The sequence below is a fragment of the Shinella fusca genome (genome assembly GCF_014203155.1).
GTDB classification, from domain to species: Bacteria; Pseudomonadota; Alphaproteobacteria; order Rhizobiales; family Rhizobiaceae; genus Shinella; species Shinella fusca.
The window spans coordinates 317,882-338,007 of the sequence record NZ_JACHIK010000002.1; the positions used below are offsets into that span (position 1 = coordinate 317,882).

The following is a 20,126-nucleotide window of genomic DNA, read 5'->3' on the forward strand; positions in this document are numbered from 1 at the left end:
CGTATGCGGGGAGAAGGTGGCCGACAGGCCGGACAAAGGACCGATCAGGCGATCACCAGATTGACGGCCGGGTGCAGCTTCTTCAGGTTCGGCAGCGACTTCGACTGCCACGGGATCTGCGTGCTGCCCTTGACCGTGAGGCCGATGCCCGGCTGCTTGCGTACGTCGATGGTGAACTTGGCGAGAAGGTTGATGCCCGAGCTGTTCAGGAACTCCAGCCCCGAAAGGTCGAGCGTGATGCTCTCCGGCTTGTCGTTCAGCACCTGCTGCATGAGGTCGAGGATCGGCGCATAGGCTTCCGTGCCGGAAAGGCGCATCGTGCCTTCGTAGTGGATCGTCGCTCCCTCGCTCCAGACCCGGTATTCGTTCGTCTTGATTTCCATTTTTCTGCAATAAGCTCCCGGTGATGTCCGCTCAGACGATGTCGAGCGCGGCGTAGGTGTCGAGGCGCAGGACGTCCGTACCCGCCGCCGGCTGGAAACGCCAGCCGAGACGGGCGCCATAGTCGCTCATTAAGGTGAGCAGGCCAAGTCCCGAACCGCTCGATTCCATGTTCTCTGCGTTCTGTTCGATCCGCTCGATCAGAAGCTCGCCCGGATCGCGCGTCGTCAGCTCGGCCAGCAACGCCTGGAAGCGGCCTGCCGTCTCGCCGGTGATGACATTGCTGATGCGGATCTCGAAGGTGGTGCCCTCCAGCGAGGCTTCCAGCGTGATGTCCGCGCCGCGGCGGAATTTCACCGCGTTCTCCAGCAGCTCGTTGGTGAGATAGCCGATGCTGTGGCGCGCCTCGTTGTAGTCGCCGCCCTCGGCGGCGCGCCGCAGGGCGAAGAAGTCGCCGAGAAACTCCGACGTCACGCCGCAATGCTGCCAGGCGAGATCGAGCGGACCCTCGGCAAGACGGATGCGGTTCTTCAGCGCGCCGGCGCCGTTGGTGAGGTCCACCTGTCCGAATGTGGCTTCCATCGCGTTACCTGTGCTTCATGACGACGAGCGTGATGTCGTCGTGGATCTTCTGGGTGCCGATATGGGCCATGAGATCGGCGATGATGCCGTCCTTGATCGCGTCGGCGTCCTTCTGGCGGTGGCGCTGGGCGCTCTCGCACAGCCGGTCGAAGCCGAAGAGCTCGCCGTTCGGGCTTTCCGCCTCGGTGACGCCGTCCGTGTGCAGCACGATGACGTCGCCGGTATCGAACGAGAATTCGTGGGTGCCGACGAACGGGCCGATGTCGCTTTCGAGGCCGATGGGAAAGCCGAGGTCGATCGTGTCGATGCGCTCGACCTCGTCGTTGTCGCGCAGGACAAGCACTTCCTCGTGCTGGCCGGACAGCGTGATCTTGCGATCCTCGTAATCGAGGAAGGCCAGGGAGAGATGCTTGTCCGTCTTGGTGCGCTGGATGTTCTTGAAGACGGCGCGGTTGAGCACTTCGAGGAATTCGCGCGGGTCTTCGTCGCCCTGCTCCTGCAGCGCCCGGGCCACCGATTGCACCATCAGCATGAGCACGCCGCTCTCCAGGCCATGGCCGGTCACGTCGCCGATGCCGACCTTCATGCGCCGCTCGTCGTGCAGCACGTCGAAGTAGTCGCCGCCCACCTCGTCGGCCGGCTCCATGTAGCCGGAAACGTCGATGCCCTTGATCTCGTCCAGCTCGTCGCGCCTCGGCAGCACCATCATCTGGATGTGCCGCGCGACGTCGAGCTCGGCGCCGAGGCGCAGGTTCTCGCTCTTCAGCTTGCTGTTCAGCGCGCTGATCTCCTCGTTGGCGGTCTCGAGCGCGCGGGTGCGCTCGGCCACGAGATTCTCGAGGTTCTCGGTGTGGTAGCTGATTTCCTCCGCCATGCGGTTGAAGGCGACGCCCACGGCAGCCACCTCGTCGCGCGCGGGAATGGCGACGCGCACCGAATAGTCCTTGTTCTGCAAGCGGTGCGCTGCATCCGCCAGCGCCCTCAGCCCCGCCGTGATGCGGCCGGAAATGGCGAAGACGGCGGAAAGGACGACCAGCAACGAGAGCATGACGGTGCCGACCTGCCAGGTCACGACCTGCCGCGTCTCGTCGGAAATCCCCTCCTTGGCGGCGATCAACGAGGCATAGATCTCCCGCTCGGGCACCATGAAGCCGAGCGACATGACCTCGCGCGTCACCGGCACCTTGCCGGTATAAAGGTTTTCGGCGTTCAATTGCTTGAGCAGCACCACGTAGGGCACGTCCTCGCCGTTCTCCTTCAGCGTCAGCGTGGTGAGGACGGTTTCCTTGTCTGAAGGCATGGCGAGGGAGGCGAGCGCCGGCTGGGTGCTGTGCGCCAGCTTCCGGTCGAAGCCGCTGGCATTGTCGATCTTGACGCCCAGCGTCTTCTCGCCGTCTTCCGTCACGGCCAGTACGTTGCCGTCGGACATGGTGAGGAAGGCAAAACCCGTACCGGCGATCTTCACGCTCTTGACGATGTCGGCGAGCTGATCGAGCGTCAGGTCAACGCCGACGATGCCGTTGAGGTCCTTGCGGTCCGGCGTCGTCAATGGCTGGAAAAAGCTGACGATGATCTTGCCCGTGATGCCGTCGAGATAGGGCGAGAGCATGGTGATGGGGCTGTCGACCGGCCGCTCCTCGGGTCTGGCGAGCCAGGATTGCCACGTCTCGTAGAGACCGGGGAAATAGAAGTCCCACCAGTTCGTCTGGTTGTGACCGGGATAGACCTTGTCGAAGACGGAACCCTGGTCGTTATAGGGCGTCGAGCGCAGGATCGGCGCCTGGCGCGGGCCGATATAGTACATCTGCAGCTTCGGCGGGCCGGCCGCAAGGAAGCTCGGGCCGAAAAGGTCGAACACGGCGCTCTCGCGCACGGTCTTCAGCGCCTCGGGTGTCGGCTGCCGGTTCTCGTCGAGGAGGTAGCCCCAGACTGTCACGGCGGATGCCTCGCCCGGCTGGTTCTGCCACCAGTTTCCGGCCTGGTTGTAGGCAAGCGGTGTGGTTAGCTTGCCGTCGTCCTGCAATTGCTCGCCGAGCTTGTCGTAGAGCGTGGGGTTGTCCATGACGGTCTGCATGGATCCGGCAAGGCCGCTCACTTCCGAATGGTAGCGGTCGAGCAGGAGATCGGTGCGCTCGACCGTCGTCTCGATATAGTTCTGCAGATATTCGATATTCGCCTTTTCGAGGCCGCGCCCGACTTCCTCCATCGCATTGGTGGAAAGCCGGTTGACGTTCCACAGCGCGATCCCGCCGGCGACCAGGAGGTCGACCAGCACGGCGCCGCCGACAACCAGCACGAACTTCGCGCGGAACGAGGTCAGCGAGAATCCGAAGCGCGGAGGGTTGCCTTCTGCAACAGTGCTCATTGAGGCTTGCGTCCCGACGCCACCCAGACCGGCCATCCGGCATAACCGCCCGGATGCAGCGCGGCGGCGATATGATCCTCGAAGCCGCGGCGGAACTTCTCCACGAAGGCGGCATCGTCGCCGCGCTTTTCGCACATGCCGCCGGCGAACATTTCCTCCCAGGCCATGACCATGTCGGCAAAGGCCTGCGCATCGCCATCGCGATTGGTGACCATGAAGCTCTCGATGCGGATATCCTCGAGCCCGGCCTTTTGCAGCGCCTGGTAGCTCTTCGGGCCGAACTCGAGGTCCATGTCGAAGTCCGCAAAGAGCTTGGAGAGCTGCTCATAGGTCCACTGGATGGACGGACCGCGCGGCTCGCCGAGGCACTGGGAGATCTTCTCGTTGGTGACGTAGACCCGGCCGCCCGGCTTGCAGATGCGCACGAGCTCGTCGACGATCATCTCCGGCTTGTTGAATATCTGCAGGGCATGGCGGCAGGAGACGAAGTCGAACTGGCCGTCCTCCAGCAGCATTTCGGCCGCGTCGCCGTAGATGTATTCGATGCCGCCGATGTCGAACTCGCTGGCGACCTGGCGGGCATAGGCAAGACTCGACTTCGAATGGTCGAGCGCGACGATGCGCGAGGGCGCGAATTCCTTGGCGACCAGCACGGCGAAATCGCCGATGCCGCAGCAGATGTCGGCCATGGTCGCGCCCGGCGTAAGGCCATGGCGCGGCAGGATGGAGCGCTCGTGCTTCCAGGTGAGCTTGGTCTGCGTGCGCAGCACGGGCACGAAGCCGCCTTCCTCGAGGAAGGATTGGCCGGGATAGAATTCGCTGTCGTATTCCTCGACGGCGATGCGCGGGTTCTTGGCCGAAAGCGTGCCGAACTTCTTCGTCGACCAGCCGATGACGCTCGACGTGACGATCGAGATCCGGACGTCCGGGCGCTCGTCGGCCGCCTTCAAAAGCGCGCCGGCAAGGGCGTGGAAGGCCACGTTGTTGAGCCGCACCAGGCGCTTCACATTGATGTAGAAGGTGCCGCGGATCGAGGCGATCGACCGTTCGAGGAGCTGGATGCAGGCCTCCATCTCGGCGCCGTGTTCCGGGCGCATCGAGCCGGAGAGCGCGAGCTCCTGGTTGTTCTCATCGAAGGAAACCTTGTAGGTCTGGACAAGCGTGTCGGCGATCATGCTTCGGTTTCCTCCAGCTTGAGGTCTGCGATGAGGCGGATGGCATTTCCGTCGGCGGGCTCGATGGAAAAGCGCGCCGCATAATCGACGGCAAGTTCCAGAAGGCCGATATTGGGCTGCAGCGGGCCGTCGGTGAAGAGCGCGGTGTGATAGCGCGAGGCGAGGTCGCCGTCGTTGAGCACGGAAACGGCGCTCCGGTAAAAGTCCGCCGTTTGCGCATCGACCGGGACGGTGAGGGTGATGCGCTCGCTCGCGCCCCTGCGCGCGACGGAGCACACGAACCGGCCCGACGGGGCATGCAGCCGATAGACGGTTTCCAGAAGTTCGTTGAGCGCGGAGGAGAACAGGTTGGAATAGAGCAGCGAATCGCTGCGATTGTGGCTGATCATGCGTGCGAAATAGGTGGACAGCCGGTCGCAATAGGCCCAGTTGGAGGCAAAGCCGTCCATGTCCATGTCGAATTCCAGAAGCTCGGCGTGCTCGCCGGCGTCCTTCGGTGCTGCCCCCAGATTCATTGACCCCTGCCTTGTGACACCGCGAGCGGGCGTGCGGCCGCGTGCTCTATCTTTCGGGAATAGACTATGTAATGTCCGAAGTGCGGGTACAAGCGCAGACATGACCAGCAGGAAGTGGCATCGGCGATATGATATCGCTGGTTGCGCCGTCCCCTTCGAACTCCAGCGGAAGCTTTCCATACAATCATGAAAGATTCGTCAAACCCACTCCCGGATTCTCCGGCTTCCAGCGAAAGCGGCGACGCCGCCGAGCTTGCGCGGGTGCGTCTCGAGCTTGCGCAACTGCAGGCCGAATACGACGATCTGAAGCTGCTCTACGAGGCGATGATCGAGCATGGCGAGGCGGTGGAGGACCAGCTTGCCGAGCAGAATCTTCTGCTCGAGAGCACGCAGGCCCGGCTGGACGCGGAGCTGAACGACGCCGGCCGCTATGTCTTCTCCATCCTTCCGGACAAGCGCGCGGCAAGGCCGGCGACCGACTGGCTGCTCGTTCCCTCCACGGAGCTCGGCGGGGATTCCTTCGGCTATCACTGGATCGACGACGACCATTTCGCCATCTACCTGCTCGATGTCTGCGGGCACGGGGTCGGCGCGGCGCTGCTGTCCGTCACGGTGATCAACGTGCTGAGGGCCTCGGCGCTTGCGAATGCCGATTTCCGCGATCCCTCGACGGTCCTGAAGGCGCTCAACGACACGTTCCCGATGGAAAAGCAGAACAACATGTTCTTCACCATCTGGTACGGCGTCTACAAGGCGAGCACGGGAGAGCTGCGCTTTGCCACCGGCGGCCATCCGCCCTCCATCCTGCTGCGCGGCGACGGCGCGGCGCGGGAAATGCTCATTACCGTCGGCGGCGTTGCAATCGGCGCCTTGCCGGAGATGGACTACGAAAGCAGCCTCACCCGCGTCATGCCCGGCGACCGCCTGCTCGTCATCAGCGACGGCACCTTCGAGGTCAACGGTCCCGGCGATGCGATGCTGAGCGTCGAGGCGCTTGCCGACCACGCGGCGGAGCGCGGAAGCCGCCCGCAGGACATCCACGAGTGGGTGCGATCCTTCAACGCGGAAGGCCCGTTGCCGGACGACTTCTCGTTGCTGGAAATCCGGTTCTGACACGGCCCGGATGCTGCCGTTCACGCGATTGTGTTTATCCATCCGCGGGCTTGCCGACACGCGGACCGCGCCTTTCGATTTGTCGATTGCCGGGCGCCGGAATCGCGCTATGGTTTTTCCACTCTAACGCCGGTTCGCGGTCTGTTGAGGGGAGGCGGCCATTATCCCGTTCGTGAAAAGCGCCATTGCCGCGCTCGTGGTCTTCCCGCTGCTTGCGGGCAGCGTTTCGGCCGAGGAGGCAGGTCCCGCCGACCTTGCCATTGCCCGCAGCCTTGCGACCATGCTGCAATCGGCGCGTGCGGTCATCTCCGTCAACCAGGATCGGATCAACGATCCGGACATCGGCGACAAGGGCCTCACGGGTGCCGTCGTGCTGGAGGCGGCCATCGCCAACTATGAGAAGGCGACCGGACGCGATCCGCGCGCGGTCGATCCGTCTTCCTATGAGGGGCTGCTTCTCAAGGCCCAGATGGATGCCGTCGTCGAGGTCGTCGAGGCGCAGCAGGCGACGATCAACGCCAAGGGCACAGGCTTCAAGGGGCTGATCCCCGCCACCTTCGGACGCCTCGTCAACGAGGCCTTCGCCGCGCGCGTCGGCACGGAGGCGAGCATGAAGGTGACGGCCCCGCCGGAGCTGGTGCGCAACCGCAAGGCCCGGGCCGACGCCTTCGAGGCGGCCGCGATCCGCGATTACCTTCAGGCCGCCGACTGGCCGAAGGGGCAGATCTATTCGGCCATCGTCACCGAGGACGGCAAGCCGCGGGCGCGCGTCATGGTCCCGGAATATTACGTGCCGTCATGCCTGACCTGTCATGGCGGGCCCGCCGGCGAGCTCGACGTCACGGGCTATCCCAAGGAGGGAGCGCATGAGGGCGATCTCGGCGGCGTGATCAGCATCGGGCTCATCCCGCAATGAGGGAGGCATCCATGTCCTTTCTCTCGCTGCGCCGTCTGCCCATCCGCGTTCGTCTCATCCTGCTTGCGGCCGTGCTGCTGCTGGCGATCATCGGCAGCAGCCTCTTCACGCGCAGCGAGCTCTCCGAAGCGCTGCGTTCCGAGGATGAGGCGAACCGTATCGCCGAGATCATCAATATCGCGCACGAGGTGCGCGCCGATTTCAACAGCCTGCGCTACTGGCAGGCCGATCTGTCCGTCAGCCTGCTGACGCTTGCCGAGACGCGTGCCGGACAGGCGCGCACGCGCCTTGGCGAACGGCTCGACAAGCTCGCCCTGCACCGTCCGGTGGAGGCAGCGGCGATACGCCAGGAGATCGAGCAGTTCGATACGCTCGCCAGCCAGGCTGTCGAAGCCTATACCGACGACCAGCGCGTCATCGGCAATACCCATTTCGCCGAGGCGCGCCGGCACGGCATCAGCGTGGAAGAAAAGCTCGCCGCGCTGCAGGCCGATCTCGGCACGCAGGCCGCGGCGGCGCGGGCGAACATCCTCCTGCAATTCGAGCGGGCGGCCAATTTCGCCTCGCTGCTGTCGATCGTCGCCGTCATCGTCGGCACGGCACTGACGATCGTCATCCTCGGCTCGATCCTCAAGCCTCTCGGCGAGATCGTCACAGCCGTGCGGGGATTGACGGCGGGCGATGCGGACGTGGTCGTGCCGCCGGCGGGCGCCGACGAGCTCGGCCGCGTGAGCGAGGCCCTGCAGCTCCTGAAGGAGGGGCAGCAGGAGCGCGAGCGCCTGACGCGCGAGGCCGAGCATCAGCGAAAGACCCTCGTCGATGCCATCGAAAGCATCGCGGAGGGCTTCACGCTCTACGGCCCCGACGAGCGGCTCATCATCACCAACCAGCGTTTCCGCGACATGCATCCGGCCCATGGCGGGCTCGTGGCGGGAAAGTCGACCTTCCGCGACGTCATCGAGGCGGGCGGGCGCCATGTCGTCGCCTTCGACGAGCCGTTCGAGGCGTGGATCGCCGCCCGGCTGACCTCGCACGATCATAGCGCCACCCGCGTCACGCCCTTCAGGGACGGCCGCTGGATGCAGATCAGCGAACGGCGCACCCATGAGGGCGGCTTCACCGTCGTCTATGTCGACATCACGGAGCTGCGCCGCCGGCAGGAGGAACTGGAGCTTGCCCGCGACGAGGCGCAGCGCGCGACGCAGGTGAAGTCCGAATTCCTCGCCAACATGAGCCACGAGCTCCGCACGCCGCTCAACGCCATCATCGGCTACGCCCAGATCCTCCAGGAAGATGCCGAGGACACCGGCCAGAACGATTTCCTGCCCGACCTCAGAAAGATAGAGAGCGCCGGCAACCATCTGCTCGGCCTCATCAACGGCATTCTCGACCTGTCGAAGATCGAGGCCGGCCGCATGGAGGTCTACAAGGAACGCTTCGACGTGCCCGCCCTCGTCGGCGATGTCGCCGCGCTGATCCGGCCGCTCGCCGCCAAGAACGGCAATGCCTTCGTGGTGGAATGCCCCGACGACATCGGCTCGATCGAGACCGACGTCACGAAGGTCAAGCAGGCGCTCCTCAATCTTCTGAGCAATGCCTGCAAGTTCACCGAGAAGGGGACGGTGACGCTCGCGGTCACACGGCAGGGAACGCATGCCGGGCGGCAACTGGCGCTGACGGTCACCGATACCGGCATCGGCATGAACGAGGAGCAGCTCGGCCGGCTCTTCCAGGCCTTCTCGCAAGCCGACAGTTCCACCTCGCGCAAGTTCGGCGGCACCGGCCTCGGCCTTGCCATCAGCCGCAGCTTCGCGCAGATGCTCGGCGGCGACCTCACGGTGGAAAGCCGCCCGGGGGCGGGATCGCGCTTCACCCTTACCCTGCCCGATCCGGAAGAGGCTGCGGCATCCACTGACGCTGCGGAAGAGGGGGGCGCCTCCGCAAAGCCGGATCCGTCCGACCGTCCCGCCGTGCTCGTTGTCGACGACGACGAGGCCTCGATGAACATCATCGGCTCGCATCTGAAGCGCGACGGTTACCGCGTGCTCTATGCGAGCGGCGGCGAGCAGGCGCTGGAAATGGCGCGCAAGCACCGTCCCGCCGCCATCACGCTCGATATCCTGATGCCGCAGATGGACGGATGGTCCGTGCTCGTCGCGCTGAAATCCGACCCGGACCTTGCCGAAACCCCGGTCGTCATCGTCAGCATCAGCAATGAGAGGGCGCTCGGCTTCACGCTCGGCGCGGCGGCGATGCTCACCAAGCCGGTCGACCGGGGCGAGCTCAGCGATTTCATCGCGAGGCTCACCGGCGGCCGGGAGGAGGGCACGGTGCTGGTCGTCGAGGACGATGCGGCGACGCGGCTCCTGATGCAGCGTACCGTGGAACGGCTCGGCCGCAGCGTGGCGCTGACGGAGAACGGCCGGCAGGGCATGGACTGGCTTGCCGCCAATCCTCCGCCAATCGCCATCCTCCTCGACCTGCAGATGCCCGAGATGAACGGCTTCGAATTCCTCTCGGCGCTTCGCGAGCAGGAGAAATGGAACAGGGTGCCGGTTCTCGTGGTGACGGCAAAGCACCTTTCCAATGCAGAGCGCGAACTGCTGGGCGCCCGCGCGACGCAGATCATCGGCAAGGGCGGTGCGCATGTCGAACTGACGCAGGCGCTGCGCGACGTCCTTTTCGCGCGGTCGCCGAAAGCGGCCGGGACGTGATGCCATGACACGAATTCTGCTCGTCGAGGACAACGAGATGAACCGCGACATGCTTTCGCGCCGGCTGGAGCGCAAGGGCTACGAGGTGCTTCTTGCCGTCGACGGCGAGGAAGCCGTCGCCCGCGCGATCTCGGAAGCGCCCGACCTCGTGCTCATGGATATCGGCCTGCCGGGCATCGATGGCTGCGAGGCGACCCGCCGCATCCGGCAGACGCCTTCCGGCGCCACCCTCCCCATCATCGCGCTCACCGCCCATGCCATGAGCGTCGATGAGGCCCGCGCCCGGGACGCCGGCTGCAACGACTTCGATACGAAGCCGGTCGATCTCCCGCGGCTCCTCGGCAAGATGGAGACGCTGCTTTCCGCGGTCCGCTGACCTGCGGGTTTCCAGAACCACGCCGCCATGGAACCAGGTGCGGGCGGCGCCGTTAAGGTTGCGTCTTGCAATGGAGAACGGCAGTCATGGAAAAAGAGGCGGGAGCCCGTACGTCGAAGAACGGCAATCGTCCGGAGAGTTCCAAGCCCGGGACGATCGTCGCCGGGCCGGATGCGCATGCGCGCGAGGGCGCCGGAAAAACGCCGCCGGGGCGGGGCGTCAAGCCCGCGGATGCGCAGGCGAAGGCGCCGACCGACGGAAAAGCGGACTAGGCATTTCAGGGATACAGGAAAAACTCCCCCCGGCCTGGCCGGGGGAAGGATCGGTCGTGATCGCGGCGATCAGGCCAGATCGAAGCGGTCGGCGTTCATCACCTTGGTCCAGGCCGAGACGAAGTCGTTGACGAACTTCTCGCGGTTGTCGTCCTGGGCATAGACTTCCGCATAGGCGCGCAGGATCGAGTTGGAGCCGAAGACGAGGTCGACGCGGGTGGCCGTGTAACGGGCCGCGCCGGTCTTGCGGTCGCGGATCTCGTAGAGGTTGCTGCCGGTCGGAACCCACGAATAGGCCATGTCGGTCAACGTGACGAAGAAGTCCGTCGTCAGCGCGCCCACGCGGTCGGTGAAGACGCCGTGCGCCGTGCCGGCATGGTTCGTGCCGATGACGCGCAAGCCGCCGATCAGCGCCGTCATCTCCGGCGCCGTCAGGCCCATGAGCTGGGCGCGGTCGAGCAGCAGCTCTTCCGGGCTCACCACATAGTCCTTCTTCAGCCAGTTGCGGAAACCGTCCGCCAGCGGCTCGAGCGGCGCGAAGCTGTCCGCGTCGGTCTGCTCGGCGGCGGCATCGCCCCGGCCCGGTGCGAAGGGCATGTTGACGTCGAAGCCGGCGGCCTTCGCAGCCTGCTTGACGCCGTAGTTGCCGGCAAGGACGATCACGTCGGCAAGGCTTGCGCCCGTGGCGGCGGCGATCGGCTCGAGAACGGCAAGCACGCGGGCAAGCCGCTCCGGCTCGTTGCCTTCCCAGTCCTTCTGCGGTGCAAGGCGGATGCGGGCACCGTTGGCGCCGCCCCGGTGGTCGGAGCCGCGATAGGTGCGGGCGCTGTCCCAGGCGGTGGTGACGAGGTCCGAAACGGAAAGGCCGGAAGCGGCGACCATCGCCTCGACGGCGGCGACGTCATAGTCCTTGCGGCCTGCCGGGATCGGATCCTGCCAGATGAGGTCTTCTGCCGGCACGTCCGGGCCGATGTACCGGCTCTTCGGGCCCATGTCGCGGTGCGTCAGCTTGAACCAGCCGCGTGCGAAGGCCTCGGAGAAGGCGTTGAAGTCGTTCCTGAAGCGCAGCGAGATCTCGCGGTAGATCGGGTCCACCTTCAGCGCCATGTCGGCATCGGTCATCATCGGCAGGACGCGGATCGAGGGGTCCTCGACATCGACGGGCTTGTCTTCCTCGGCGATGGTGATCGGCACCCACTGCGAGGCGCCGGCCGGGCTGTGGGCCAAAGTCCATTCATGCTTGAACAGCATCTCGAAGAAGCCGTTGTCCCACTTGGTCGGCTCGGAGGTCCAGGCGCCTTCCAGGCCCGAGACGACCGTGTCGCGGCCGATGCCGCGGCCCTTGGTGTTCATCCAGCCGAGGCCCTGGAGTTCCGGGCCCGCCGCTTCCGGCTCGGGGCTGAGGTCGCGCGGATTGCCGTTGCCGTGGCACTTGCCGACGGTGTGGCCGCCGGCCGTCAGGGCGACGGTTTCCTCGTCGTCCATGCCCATGCGGGCGAAGGTCTCGCGCATCTGCGCGGCCGTCGCCATCGGGTCGGACTTGCCGTTGACGCCTTCCGGGTTCACATAGATGAGGCCCATCTGCACGGCGGCGAGCGGGTTTTCCAGCGTGTCGGGCTTGGCGACATCGCCGTAGCGGCCGTCGCTCGGCGCGAGCCATTCCTTTTCCGCACCCCAGTAGGTGTCTTTTTCCGGATGCCAGATGTCCTCGCGGCCGAAGGCGAAGCCGAAGGTCTTGAGGCCCGCGACCTCATAGGCGACGGTGCCGGCGAGCGCGATCAGGTCGGCCCAGGAGAGCTTGTTGCCGTATTTCTTCTTGATCGGCCACAGCAGGCGGCGGCCCTTGTCGGTGTTGACGTTGTCCGGCCAGGAGTTGAGCGGCGCGAAGCGCTGGTTGCCCGTGCCGGTGCCGCCGCGGCCGTCCGTGACGCGGTAGGAGCCGGCGGCATGCCAGCTCACGCGCGCCATCATGCCGACATAGCTGCCCCAGTCGGCCGGCCACCACTCCTGGCTGTCCGTCATGAGCGCGCGCAGGTCCGCCTTTAGGGCTTCCACGTCGAGCTTGCGGACTTCTTCGCGGTAGTTGAAGTCCTTTCCGAGCGGATTGGTCTTGGTATCGTGCTGGTGCAGGATGTCGAGGTTCAGCGCGTTGGGCCACCATTCCATGACGGACTTGCCGAGCGCCGTGTTGCCACCATGCATGACCGGACACTTGCCGGTCGTGGGGATCTTCGTATCCATTTGGTCCCTCCAACGGATTTTTTGACTTTAAAGGACACCGGAAGCGCTTTTGCCGGCACGCGAACGGGGTCGCCGCCTTGCAGGCCGTCTTCCAAGTGATCCAGAGGTAGCAAACCCTTGTCATAAATTCCAATTGTAAAAACTAAAAGCTGCGATAGGTTATTCTTATGAGTAATCTATCCATGAAGCACTTGCGATATTTCGATGCCCTGGCCCGCCTCGGCCATTTCGGCCGGGCGGCGGAAAGTTGCGCCATTTCGCAGCCTGCGCTTTCCGTACAGATACGGGAGCTGGAGGACCTTGTCGGCGCGCCGCTCGTGGAAAGGGGAGGGCGCCGCATCCGCCTGACCGGGCTCGGCGAGGAATTCGCAGGGCGCGTGCGGTCGATCCTGCGCGCCGTCGACGAGCTGGAGGACCTCGGCCGAGCGGCGCACGGGCCCTTCGCGGGGCGCCTTCGCCTCGGCGTCATTCCCACGGTGGCGCCCTATCTGCTGCCGGACATCATCAAGGCGCTGGCGCGGCTCTATCCCGGGCTCGATCCGCGCCCGCGCGAGGCGATCACGCAAAGGCTGATCGAGGATCTGGCGGAGGCGAAGCTCGATGTTGCCATCGTGGCCCTTCCCGTCTCCGAGCCCGCGCTGGAGGAAATGCCGCTCTTCGACGAGGAATTCGTGCTTGTGCGGCCGCTGGAGGATGCCGGAAAGCCGGTTCCGGCATCCGAAAGGCTGCATGAGATGCGCCTGCTTCTCCTCGAGGAAGGCCATTGCTTCCGCGACCAGGCGCTTTCCGTCTGCAATATCGCGCCGGCCGCGACGCGGGCCCTGATGGAAGGCAGCTCGCTGTCGACGCTCGTCCAGATGGTCGGCGCCGGCATCGGCGTGACGCTCATTCCGCAAATGGCCGTCGAGACCGAGATGCGCTCGTCCTCCGTCTGCATCGCGCACCTTGCCGAGCCGCGCCCCACAAGGACCATCGGCATGGTCTGGCGGAAGACCAACCCGCTCTCGACGCAGTTCGCCCGCATCGCCGACATCGTAAGGGAAGCCGGGCTCAGCCGGCTGGCGCAGGCGGAAAACGCCTAGCGATCGCCGGCCGCTCCGTTTCAATATTCGTCGTGCAGCCTCACCCAGCTCATGGTGCCGCTCTCGTTGCGCCCCTTCGGGACGAGGTCGAGCCAGTTGAGCGCGCCCATCAGCAGTTCCGTGCCGCGATGATAGGTCGAGTAGGTGTGGTAGATGACGCCCTGCTCGTCCTTTGCGAAGACGCTGAGGCCGAACATGTCGGAGGCGTTGCGGATCTGCGTCAGGCCGTAGTTGTAGCGTGCATGTCCGGCTTCGCGGTCTTCCGCGGTGAACGATACGCCGAAATCGTAGTTGAAGTCGCGGTCGCCCGAGGAAACCCAGGGAAAGGTCCAGTGCATCCGCCGCTTGACGTCCTCGATCCGCCGGACCGGCGCGCGCGAGACCGCGGCGAAGGCGAGGTCCGCATGCTCGAAGTGGCGGCGTGCCGCATCGGCGTGGTCCATCGTGAAGGAGCATCCGGGACAGAGGTGATCCGAGCCGGGCGTCAGCATGAAGTGATAGATGGCAAGCTGGCTGCGGTCCCCGAACAGGTCCCCCAGCGTCACGTCCCCATCGGGGCCGTCGAAGACATAGGATTTCTCGACCCTGACCCACGGGAGTTGCCGGCGCTCGGCGCGCAGGGCGTCGAGCTGGTGTGTCATGGCGCGCTCCTTCTCGAAAAGGGCCTTGCGGGCGGCAAGCCAGTCTTCTTGCGAAACGATCGTGTGCTGCATGGTCAATCTCCTTCGGTCCGGTTGGTGAGGGGAGCCGCCGTGCCCCGGCGGGAAACGAGCGCCAGCCATGGCGGCAGGTGGAAAAGGCTCATCAGCAGGTACATCGAGACCATGCCGCCTGACGGCAGCAGGCTTGGCCCGGACGTGCAGACGGCCATCGGATCGCCGGAGCTGATCCAGGCCATGACCGCGAAGGTCGGCGCTGCGGCAAGGCAGAGCCAATCCGGCGCTGCGAATGCTATCCGTGTCGTCATTTTCGGCTTCCCGCTTAATTCCCGGCCGTCGCCGGCTGTTGCAAAGCGAGACTAGGCCGGGATGAGCGATGGCCGGGAGTGACAAGTCTGTCGCGATTTAACGGGCATGGCCGCCGATGCGCCGAATGCCGCGGAAGCCGGATTTAAACCTTTATGGCAATCCAGACCGAAAGGGCGACGGCAAGGCCGAGAAGGAGGGCGACCGCCAATTTCAGGCGATTTTCTTTGCGCGCCCTCTCGCCGGTCCAGTCATAGGCCCGCGCCGGGGCTGCGGGCCCGGTGCGGTCTTCGACATCCTGCCATGCCGGAAGGGAATGGTGAGGACCCGGGAGCGCCTCGTATCGCTCGACCGGGTCCCTGCGCGACCGATGCGGCTTGGGCAACGCATCGGGCCGCACAGCTTGTTGGGAAGGCATTTCCGGTATCCGCTTCTCCACGCGCTCGCGGCAGCGGGCATGTGCTTCCTTGAGAATCCGGCGCGCGCGGTAGGCGCTGAGCTGGGCCGGCTCGCGGGCAAGCCGGGTTTGCTCGATCTGCCTGTCGATGTCGCGGATTGCGCGGGCGAGGCGATCGGCGGGCGCGTGGTCCCGCAAGAGGCGACGGAGGCGCTGGTGGGGCATGCTCATTCCTCGAATCAGGCTCCATCATGGAGCGGCGCCGAAGATATCGCCTCACCGGGCCGATCCCAGCTACCTGCGATTGCGAACAAGCTCTTGCTTTCCAATGAGTTAACGTCGATATCGATGTGTACCGAAATCGCCCCGCCGGGCTGCGCCCGGCCCTCTTTGGGTATCAAAAGGCACATGGCTTCACGCCAGGGAGCCTCGCCCATACGGACGAGGATGCGGCAGCCAGGTGCATGTCGGGCGGTTGCGATGCCTTCGAACGCCGCGGCCTAGAAAGCGACCTTCAGGTTGGCGGAAACCGTGATCGACTGAAAGTCCATCCCCGCTCCATCCTCGAACGGCCCGCCTATCTGCGCGCCGCTGGAGATGTCGTATTCCTTCGTGCTCCCTTTCTTGCGGAAGAAGCGTTCGAAATCGACGCCGAGCGTGAATTGAGAGTTGTCGTTCACCTGATAGGCGGCTTCCAGCCCCAGGTCGACGAACGGAATAGCGCCGTATTTTTCCTCGAAGCGCTGGTCATTCAGCCAATGGTGGTCCGTGTCGCTCGCCCCGATGGTCGCGCCTGCCCGGGCAAGCCCGGTGATGGTCCAGGCTCCGCTGGTCGTCTTCACCTCTCCGCCTATGAACAGGCCCGGATATCTCTGCTCGAAGGTGATAACCTTCTCTCCGTCCGCAAAGGTGCCAGTGGTATTGCGAAAGCCCCCGCTGCTGTAGACATACGATCCGCCATAGCCGGTCCACTTCACGTTCGTGTACTTGAAGCCTCCATGCAGGTTGAATGTCGAGGCCTCGGACAGGGCGAAATTTTTTCCGAGCGCGATGTCGAGATCGATGTAGCGGTCGAGATCCGTATCCGGATGGACGGATCGATCCGTCCAATCGTCGAAGTCGTAGCTGCCGCCGAGCCAGTCGTAGTCTTCCATGTGGCTGTTGCCGCCGAAGCCGAACCGTACGTCGCCCGATACGGTCCAATCGCCATCGAAAACACCCTTGGCGCCGAGATTGATGACGGGTGCATCACTCTCCCAGATCAAGCGACTGATGCGGTTTCCGCCGTTATAGACAAGCTCGTTCCCCTTGAGCCAAGTGTATCCGATTCCCCCGACGAAAACGAAATCGTCGGCACCGATGATCGTAGTCTGATGCTGCTGGTCGTCAGCGAATGCGGGAGTGGCGAAAGAGGCCAGAACCGCTCCGGAGAGAGTGAGAGCGCGCAAAAAGCTCATGCTCATGGTCGAATCATCACTCCATCGGAAATTGCAGTCTATGGTTGCGTAACATCTTCCTTCCCAAGAATCTGTGCTTTCCCGGCAACTTCCGCGAATTTGCAGCGGCCGGGCGCCTTCCGGTGTCCCGGTCTTTCCCCTATCGGAACACGCTGGCCGCCGTCGCTCCCCTTTCGAAAAATGCTTAATGTTCAAAATGATACGAATTAACCGTAATAAGGGATGGGGCTTGGCCGCTTTTTAAGACAGTAGGTATATACCCGCACGAGCCGCATGATGCGGCCGGCATAAGGTCAAGGGCGCGGCATTCGGCCCAGGAAGGTAATCCGATGTTTCCGGAGATTCTCCAGGTTATCCAGGAGTTCGGTGCTATCGGAGGTGCGGACAGGGTCGCCTGGGAGCTGGCCCAGGCTTTCAATCGGGTGGGCCTGATAAACGGCGTCGTCACGTCCGCCGCGTTGGACGCCAGCGGCACCGCAACGGATGTGATCCTTGTCAGTCCCTGGGTGAAATGGTTTTCCACGCGCGGAGGCATGCGGCATCTGGCGCGGCTCCTTGTGTTCCCGGCCTTCACGCTTGCCGCGACGCGGGTCGTCAGGCGCAGGCGGAAAGCCCTTGTCATCAGCCACGGGGACTGCCTTGCCGGCGACGTGGTGGTCGTGCACGCCGTGAATGCGGAAAACCTGAAGATCAAGAAGGCCGCGGGGCAATGGCGCTGGCTCCTCAATCCGATTCATGCCTGGGTTGCCCTGCGCGACTACTGGATGATCGGACATCTGCGCTACAAGCGCTACATTGCGGTTTCGCGCCGCGTCTCGCAGGAACTGGTGAAACACTACCGCGTTCCGGAGAGCCGCATACGGGTCATCTCGAACGGCGTCGATGTCGACCGCTTCAAGCCGGACGCGTCGGCAAGGCGCCGGATCCGGGAGGATTTCGGCATTCCGCAGGACGCGCCGCTGCTGCTCTTTGTCGGGCACGAGTTCAACCGCAAGGGTCTTGCCTATCTCATCGACGCGATGGAGCGGCTCGGGCCCGAATTCCATCTTCTCGTGGTCGGCTCGGACAATCAGGCGCCCTACCGCGCGATGGCAAAGGCTTCGGCCGGCCGGATCGTCTATGCGGGAGAGCAAAAGAACGTCGAACGGTTCTTCGCGGCCGCGGATGCCTTCGTCTTCCCGACCTCGTACGAGACGTTCTCTCTGGTGTGCATGGAGGCCATGGCGAGCGGCCTGACCGTATTCGCCACCTCTGTCGGCGGTATCGAGGAATATCTGAAGGACGGCCAGAACGGCATGATGATCGTGCAGGACGGTGCCGATATCGCCCGAAAGATCGAGGCGGTATTCCGGGATGCGGCGCTCGCAGAGCAGATGCGGGCCGCCGCCCGGCTCACGGCGGAAAACTATAGTTGGGACAATATCGCACGGCAATATGTGGACCTGCTTGCCGAAATACTGGAGGAGCGGAAAGCCGAACACCCGCTGGCTCCCGCGCGTCTGCCGGCACACTGAAGGTATCCGCCGTCCGACGGCGCCTTAAAGTTAATGGTTTGGTTACCGTCGTTCCACTTCGGGAATGACAGCGGTCCGGAAATTTCGAATATTCCTGCCAGGGCGTCGTTTGACGAAGTCTCGCGCGATCCGGACTTGCCTTTTCGGGATAGGAACGCTCCACGCGGCTGGCCAGGCGAATGCCGATCGCGCCTTGCGGTCGGCCGCGCCCGGCTTCGGTTCATTTCACACGCCGGCGGGAACCAGTTGACCATGTGTGTTGCAAAACGAATCTACGAGACACGGTCGTGAGGCGCGCCTTCGGCGTGCCGGCCACCTTCGACGCATGCGCCGGCTTTGTCCATGACGGCGGCGGCAAGGTCGGTGTCCTGATGGTGCCGGCCTGGGGGCTGGAGGAATTCACCATCCGCCGGGGCTGGGCTGCTTTCGCCGATCGTCTGGCCGACGCCGGCTATTGTTGCCTGCGCTTCGATTGGCCGGGCGCCGGCGACAGCCTCGGGGATGCGGGCTCGATCGAATCCCTGGAGACGTGGAGGGACGCGCTCCGCGCGGCTGCGACCTTCCTGAGGGTCAATCGTGGTATTGAGAAACTCGTTCTCGTCGGCCACGGGCTTGGCGCTCTCATGGCGGCGCATTCGACCGAAAACCTGCTTGCGGATGCGCTGGTCCTGATGGCGCCGCAAAACGAGGGAAGGGCGGGCCTGCGCGAGCTGGACGTCTGGAGCAAGATGATCGGCTCCTTCCTGCGCCTGCCGCTCGAAACCTCGGAAAACAGCATCAACGTTGCCGGACATTTCCTTTCGAAAAGCCTTGCCGCGGAAATCTCCGCGTTGCGCCTCGGCCACGCGCCTCGGCCGCTCCCGGTTCTGGCAATGCTGCCGCCGGGCACGCGTGCCGCCAACGAATGGCCGGCGCGGCTCGCAACGGCCGGCTTTGCCGTGACTGCCGTCGACTACGCGGCCCACGAGGACTTCGTCACCTATAGCCGTGCTTCCACTCCGCCTGCCGGCGACTTCGACGAGGTGCTGGGCTGGCTTGCCGACACCGTCCCGCCGGGCGCGAAAGCCGGCGCAAGGGAGCCGGTGGCCGCAGCCGCCTTGAAAGGCACCGGATTTGCCGAAACACCCCTGCTGTTCGGCAAGGGCGGCAGCCTGTTCGGCATCCTGTGCCGACCCACGACCCGCGCGAGCAGGGCGGTGGTCGTTTTCGTCAATTCCGGCGACAACTACCATATCGGCTGGGCCCGCATGCATGTGGAGTTCGCCCGTTCTCTCGCGCAGCAGGGTATTGCCAGCCTCCGCATCGATACCGGAGGGATCGGCGACAGCCATGGCGTCGACCGGCCCCTCTTCTACGACGAGGGCCAGATCGGCGACGTGCTGGAGGCGGTCACGGCGGTAGAGAGGATGGGCCTCGGGCCGGTCCTGGTTTCCGGCCGCTGCAGCGGCGGCTATGCCGCCGTTCAGGCCACGGTGCGCGACCCCCGTATCAGGGGCGTGGTGGCCGTCAATCCACCCCGTCTCGCGCTCGGCCCGGACGAGACATTCGAACAGGTGATCAGCGGAGGCACATCGTCCCTGGCCGACTACCGCCGCCGCGCGCTCTCCATGAAAACGGTGAAAGAGGTTCTGGCCGGCATTCCGCTGAGCACTCTCCTCAGGGAGGCGAACAAGATCGTCAAAGCGCTCCTTGCCCAACGCCTGCGCCGTTTCGCCGGCCCATGCCGGCTCACCCGGACCGTGCGCGAGCAGGCCGATGCGCTTCACGCCCGCGGGGTGGTCTCGTTCCTGATCCTTGCGGAGAACGATGCGGGGCGCGACGAACTGGTGCGCCATTTCGGCGACCGCCCCGCCGCGGACTATGAGAATGCCGTCGTCCGGATCGTGCCGGACGCAGAGCACAATATGACGGCCCGCCACGCCCGCAAGGCTATTTTGAACGGCGTCGTCGACGCCGTCGCCGCAATCGAACGGCAATCCGTCCGATTGTCGGCTGCGTGAGGAGGATGGGCGCCGAAAGCGGGAAACCGGAACACTCGGAAGCAATAAATTAACCAAATTT

Annotated in this window: 18 protein-coding genes; 8 read left to right on the top strand and 10 right to left on the bottom strand. The window is 64.6% G+C overall.

The features are described 5' to 3' along the window. Positions 1 to 44: 44 nt before the first annotated feature. From HNQ66_RS03760 to HNQ66_RS03780, 5 genes are read right to left on the bottom strand one after another with little or no spacing between them, the layout of a single operon-like run. The gene (locus HNQ66_RS03760; protein ID WP_184141030.1) at positions 45 to 383 is read right to left on the bottom strand and encodes a slr1659 superfamily regulator; all 339 of its coding nucleotides are present in this window, start codon (positions 381 to 383) and stop codon (positions 45 to 47) included. 31 nt (positions 384 to 414) lie between these two features. Continuing rightward, the gene (locus HNQ66_RS03765) at positions 415 to 963 is read right to left on the bottom strand and encodes a slr1658 superfamily regulator (protein ID WP_184141031.1); all 549 of its coding nucleotides are present in this window, start codon (positions 961 to 963) and stop codon (positions 415 to 417) included. 4 nt (positions 964 to 967) lie between these two features. After that, positions 968 to 3,328, bottom strand: coding sequence for a SpoIIE family protein phosphatase (locus tag HNQ66_RS03770; RefSeq protein ID WP_184141033.1), 2,361 nt, complete (start codon positions 3,326 to 3,328; stop codon positions 968 to 970). Continuing rightward, complete coding sequence (locus HNQ66_RS03775; protein WP_184141035.1) at positions 3,325 to 4,503, bottom strand: class I SAM-dependent methyltransferase; 1,179 nt, start codon at positions 4,501 to 4,503, stop codon at positions 3,325 to 3,327. Before HNQ66_RS03775 ends, HNQ66_RS03770 begins: the two co-directional genes overlap by 4 nt. Continuing rightward, complete coding sequence (locus HNQ66_RS03780) at positions 4,500 to 5,018, bottom strand: ubiquinone biosynthesis methyltransferase UbiE (RefSeq protein ID WP_184141037.1); 519 nt, start codon at positions 5,016 to 5,018, stop codon at positions 4,500 to 4,502. Before HNQ66_RS03780 ends, HNQ66_RS03775 begins: the two co-directional genes overlap by 4 nt. A 186-nt stretch (positions 5,019 to 5,204) precedes the next feature. Here HNQ66_RS03780 and HNQ66_RS03785 point away from each other — a divergent pair, with 186 nt between their 5' ends. From HNQ66_RS03785 to HNQ66_RS03805, 5 genes are all read left to right on the top strand, one after another. After that, on the top strand, positions 5,205 to 6,131 hold the full coding sequence (locus HNQ66_RS03785) for a PP2C family protein-serine/threonine phosphatase (RefSeq protein ID WP_184141039.1): 927 nt from the start codon (positions 5,205 to 5,207) through the stop codon (positions 6,129 to 6,131). Positions 6,132 to 6,303: 172 nt separating this feature from the next. Further along, the gene (locus HNQ66_RS03790) at positions 6,304 to 7,047 is read left to right on the top strand and encodes a c-type heme family protein (protein WP_343059420.1); all 744 of its coding nucleotides are present in this window, start codon (positions 6,304 to 6,306) and stop codon (positions 7,045 to 7,047) included. An 11-nt stretch (positions 7,048 to 7,058) separates the two neighbouring features. Continuing rightward, entirely contained in the window at positions 7,059 to 9,761 is a 2,703-nt protein-coding gene (locus HNQ66_RS03795) for an ATP-binding response regulator (protein WP_246434163.1), read from the top strand. A gap of 4 nt (positions 9,762 to 9,765) precedes the next feature. Continuing rightward, on the top strand, positions 9,766 to 10,137 hold the full coding sequence (locus tag HNQ66_RS03800; RefSeq protein ID WP_184141043.1) for a response regulator: 372 nt from the start codon (positions 9,766 to 9,768) through the stop codon (positions 10,135 to 10,137). An 86-nt stretch (positions 10,138 to 10,223) separates the two neighbouring features. Then, on the top strand, positions 10,224 to 10,409 hold the full coding sequence (locus HNQ66_RS03805; protein WP_184141045.1) for a hypothetical protein: 186 nt from the start codon (positions 10,224 to 10,226) through the stop codon (positions 10,407 to 10,409). A gap of 69 nt (positions 10,410 to 10,478) precedes the next feature. On the opposite strand, the gene katG is transcribed toward HNQ66_RS03805, so the two are convergent. Beyond that, positions 10,479 to 12,650: a catalase/peroxidase HPI gene (gene katG, locus HNQ66_RS03810; protein ID WP_184141047.1), complete on the bottom strand. Its 2,172-nt coding sequence runs from the start codon at positions 12,648 to 12,650 to the stop codon at positions 10,479 to 10,481. A 167-nt stretch (positions 12,651 to 12,817) separates the two neighbouring features. Between katG and HNQ66_RS03815 the strand changes: the two genes are divergently transcribed. After that, positions 12,818 to 13,732 (top strand): hydrogen peroxide-inducible genes activator, encoded by a 915-nt coding sequence (locus HNQ66_RS03815; protein ID WP_184141049.1) that lies wholly within the window; start codon positions 12,818 to 12,820, stop codon positions 13,730 to 13,732. A 20-nt stretch (positions 13,733 to 13,752) separates the two neighbouring features. Here HNQ66_RS03815 and HNQ66_RS03820 read toward each other — a convergent pair whose 3' ends face one another. The 4 genes from HNQ66_RS03820 to HNQ66_RS03835 form a co-directional block, all read right to left on the bottom strand. Beyond that, positions 13,753 to 14,445 carry a DUF899 domain-containing protein gene (locus tag HNQ66_RS03820; protein ID WP_184141051.1) on the bottom strand — a complete coding sequence of 231 codons (693 nt, stop codon included), beginning with the start codon at positions 14,443 to 14,445 and terminating at the stop codon, positions 13,753 to 13,755. Positions 14,446 to 14,447: 2 nt separating this feature from the next. Continuing rightward, a complete protein-coding gene (locus tag HNQ66_RS03825) occupies positions 14,448 to 14,699 on the bottom strand; it encodes a hypothetical protein (protein WP_184141053.1) in 252 nt (83 codons plus the stop codon). A 143-nt stretch (positions 14,700 to 14,842) separates the two neighbouring features. Continuing rightward, entirely contained in the window at positions 14,843 to 15,319 is a 477-nt protein-coding gene (locus tag HNQ66_RS03830; protein ID WP_184141055.1) for a hypothetical protein, read from the bottom strand. A 275-nt stretch (positions 15,320 to 15,594) separates the two neighbouring features. Then, the gene (locus tag HNQ66_RS03835; RefSeq protein WP_184141057.1) at positions 15,595 to 16,557 is read right to left on the bottom strand and encodes an omptin family outer membrane protease; all 963 of its coding nucleotides are present in this window, start codon (positions 16,555 to 16,557) and stop codon (positions 15,595 to 15,597) included. Positions 16,558 to 16,880: 323 nt separating this feature from the next. Here HNQ66_RS03835 and HNQ66_RS03840 point away from each other — a divergent pair, with 323 nt between their 5' ends. Together HNQ66_RS03840 and HNQ66_RS03845 are read left to right on the top strand one after the other, a co-directional pair. After that, a complete protein-coding gene (locus HNQ66_RS03840; RefSeq protein WP_184141059.1) occupies positions 16,881 to 18,065 on the top strand; it encodes a glycosyltransferase family 4 protein in 1,185 nt (394 codons plus the stop codon). Between the two features lie 287 nt (positions 18,066 to 18,352). Continuing rightward, the gene (locus HNQ66_RS03845; RefSeq protein WP_184141061.1) at positions 18,353 to 20,065 is read left to right on the top strand and encodes an alpha/beta fold hydrolase; all 1,713 of its coding nucleotides are present in this window, start codon (positions 18,353 to 18,355) and stop codon (positions 20,063 to 20,065) included. The last annotated feature ends 61 nt before the right edge of the window (positions 20,066 to 20,126 follow it).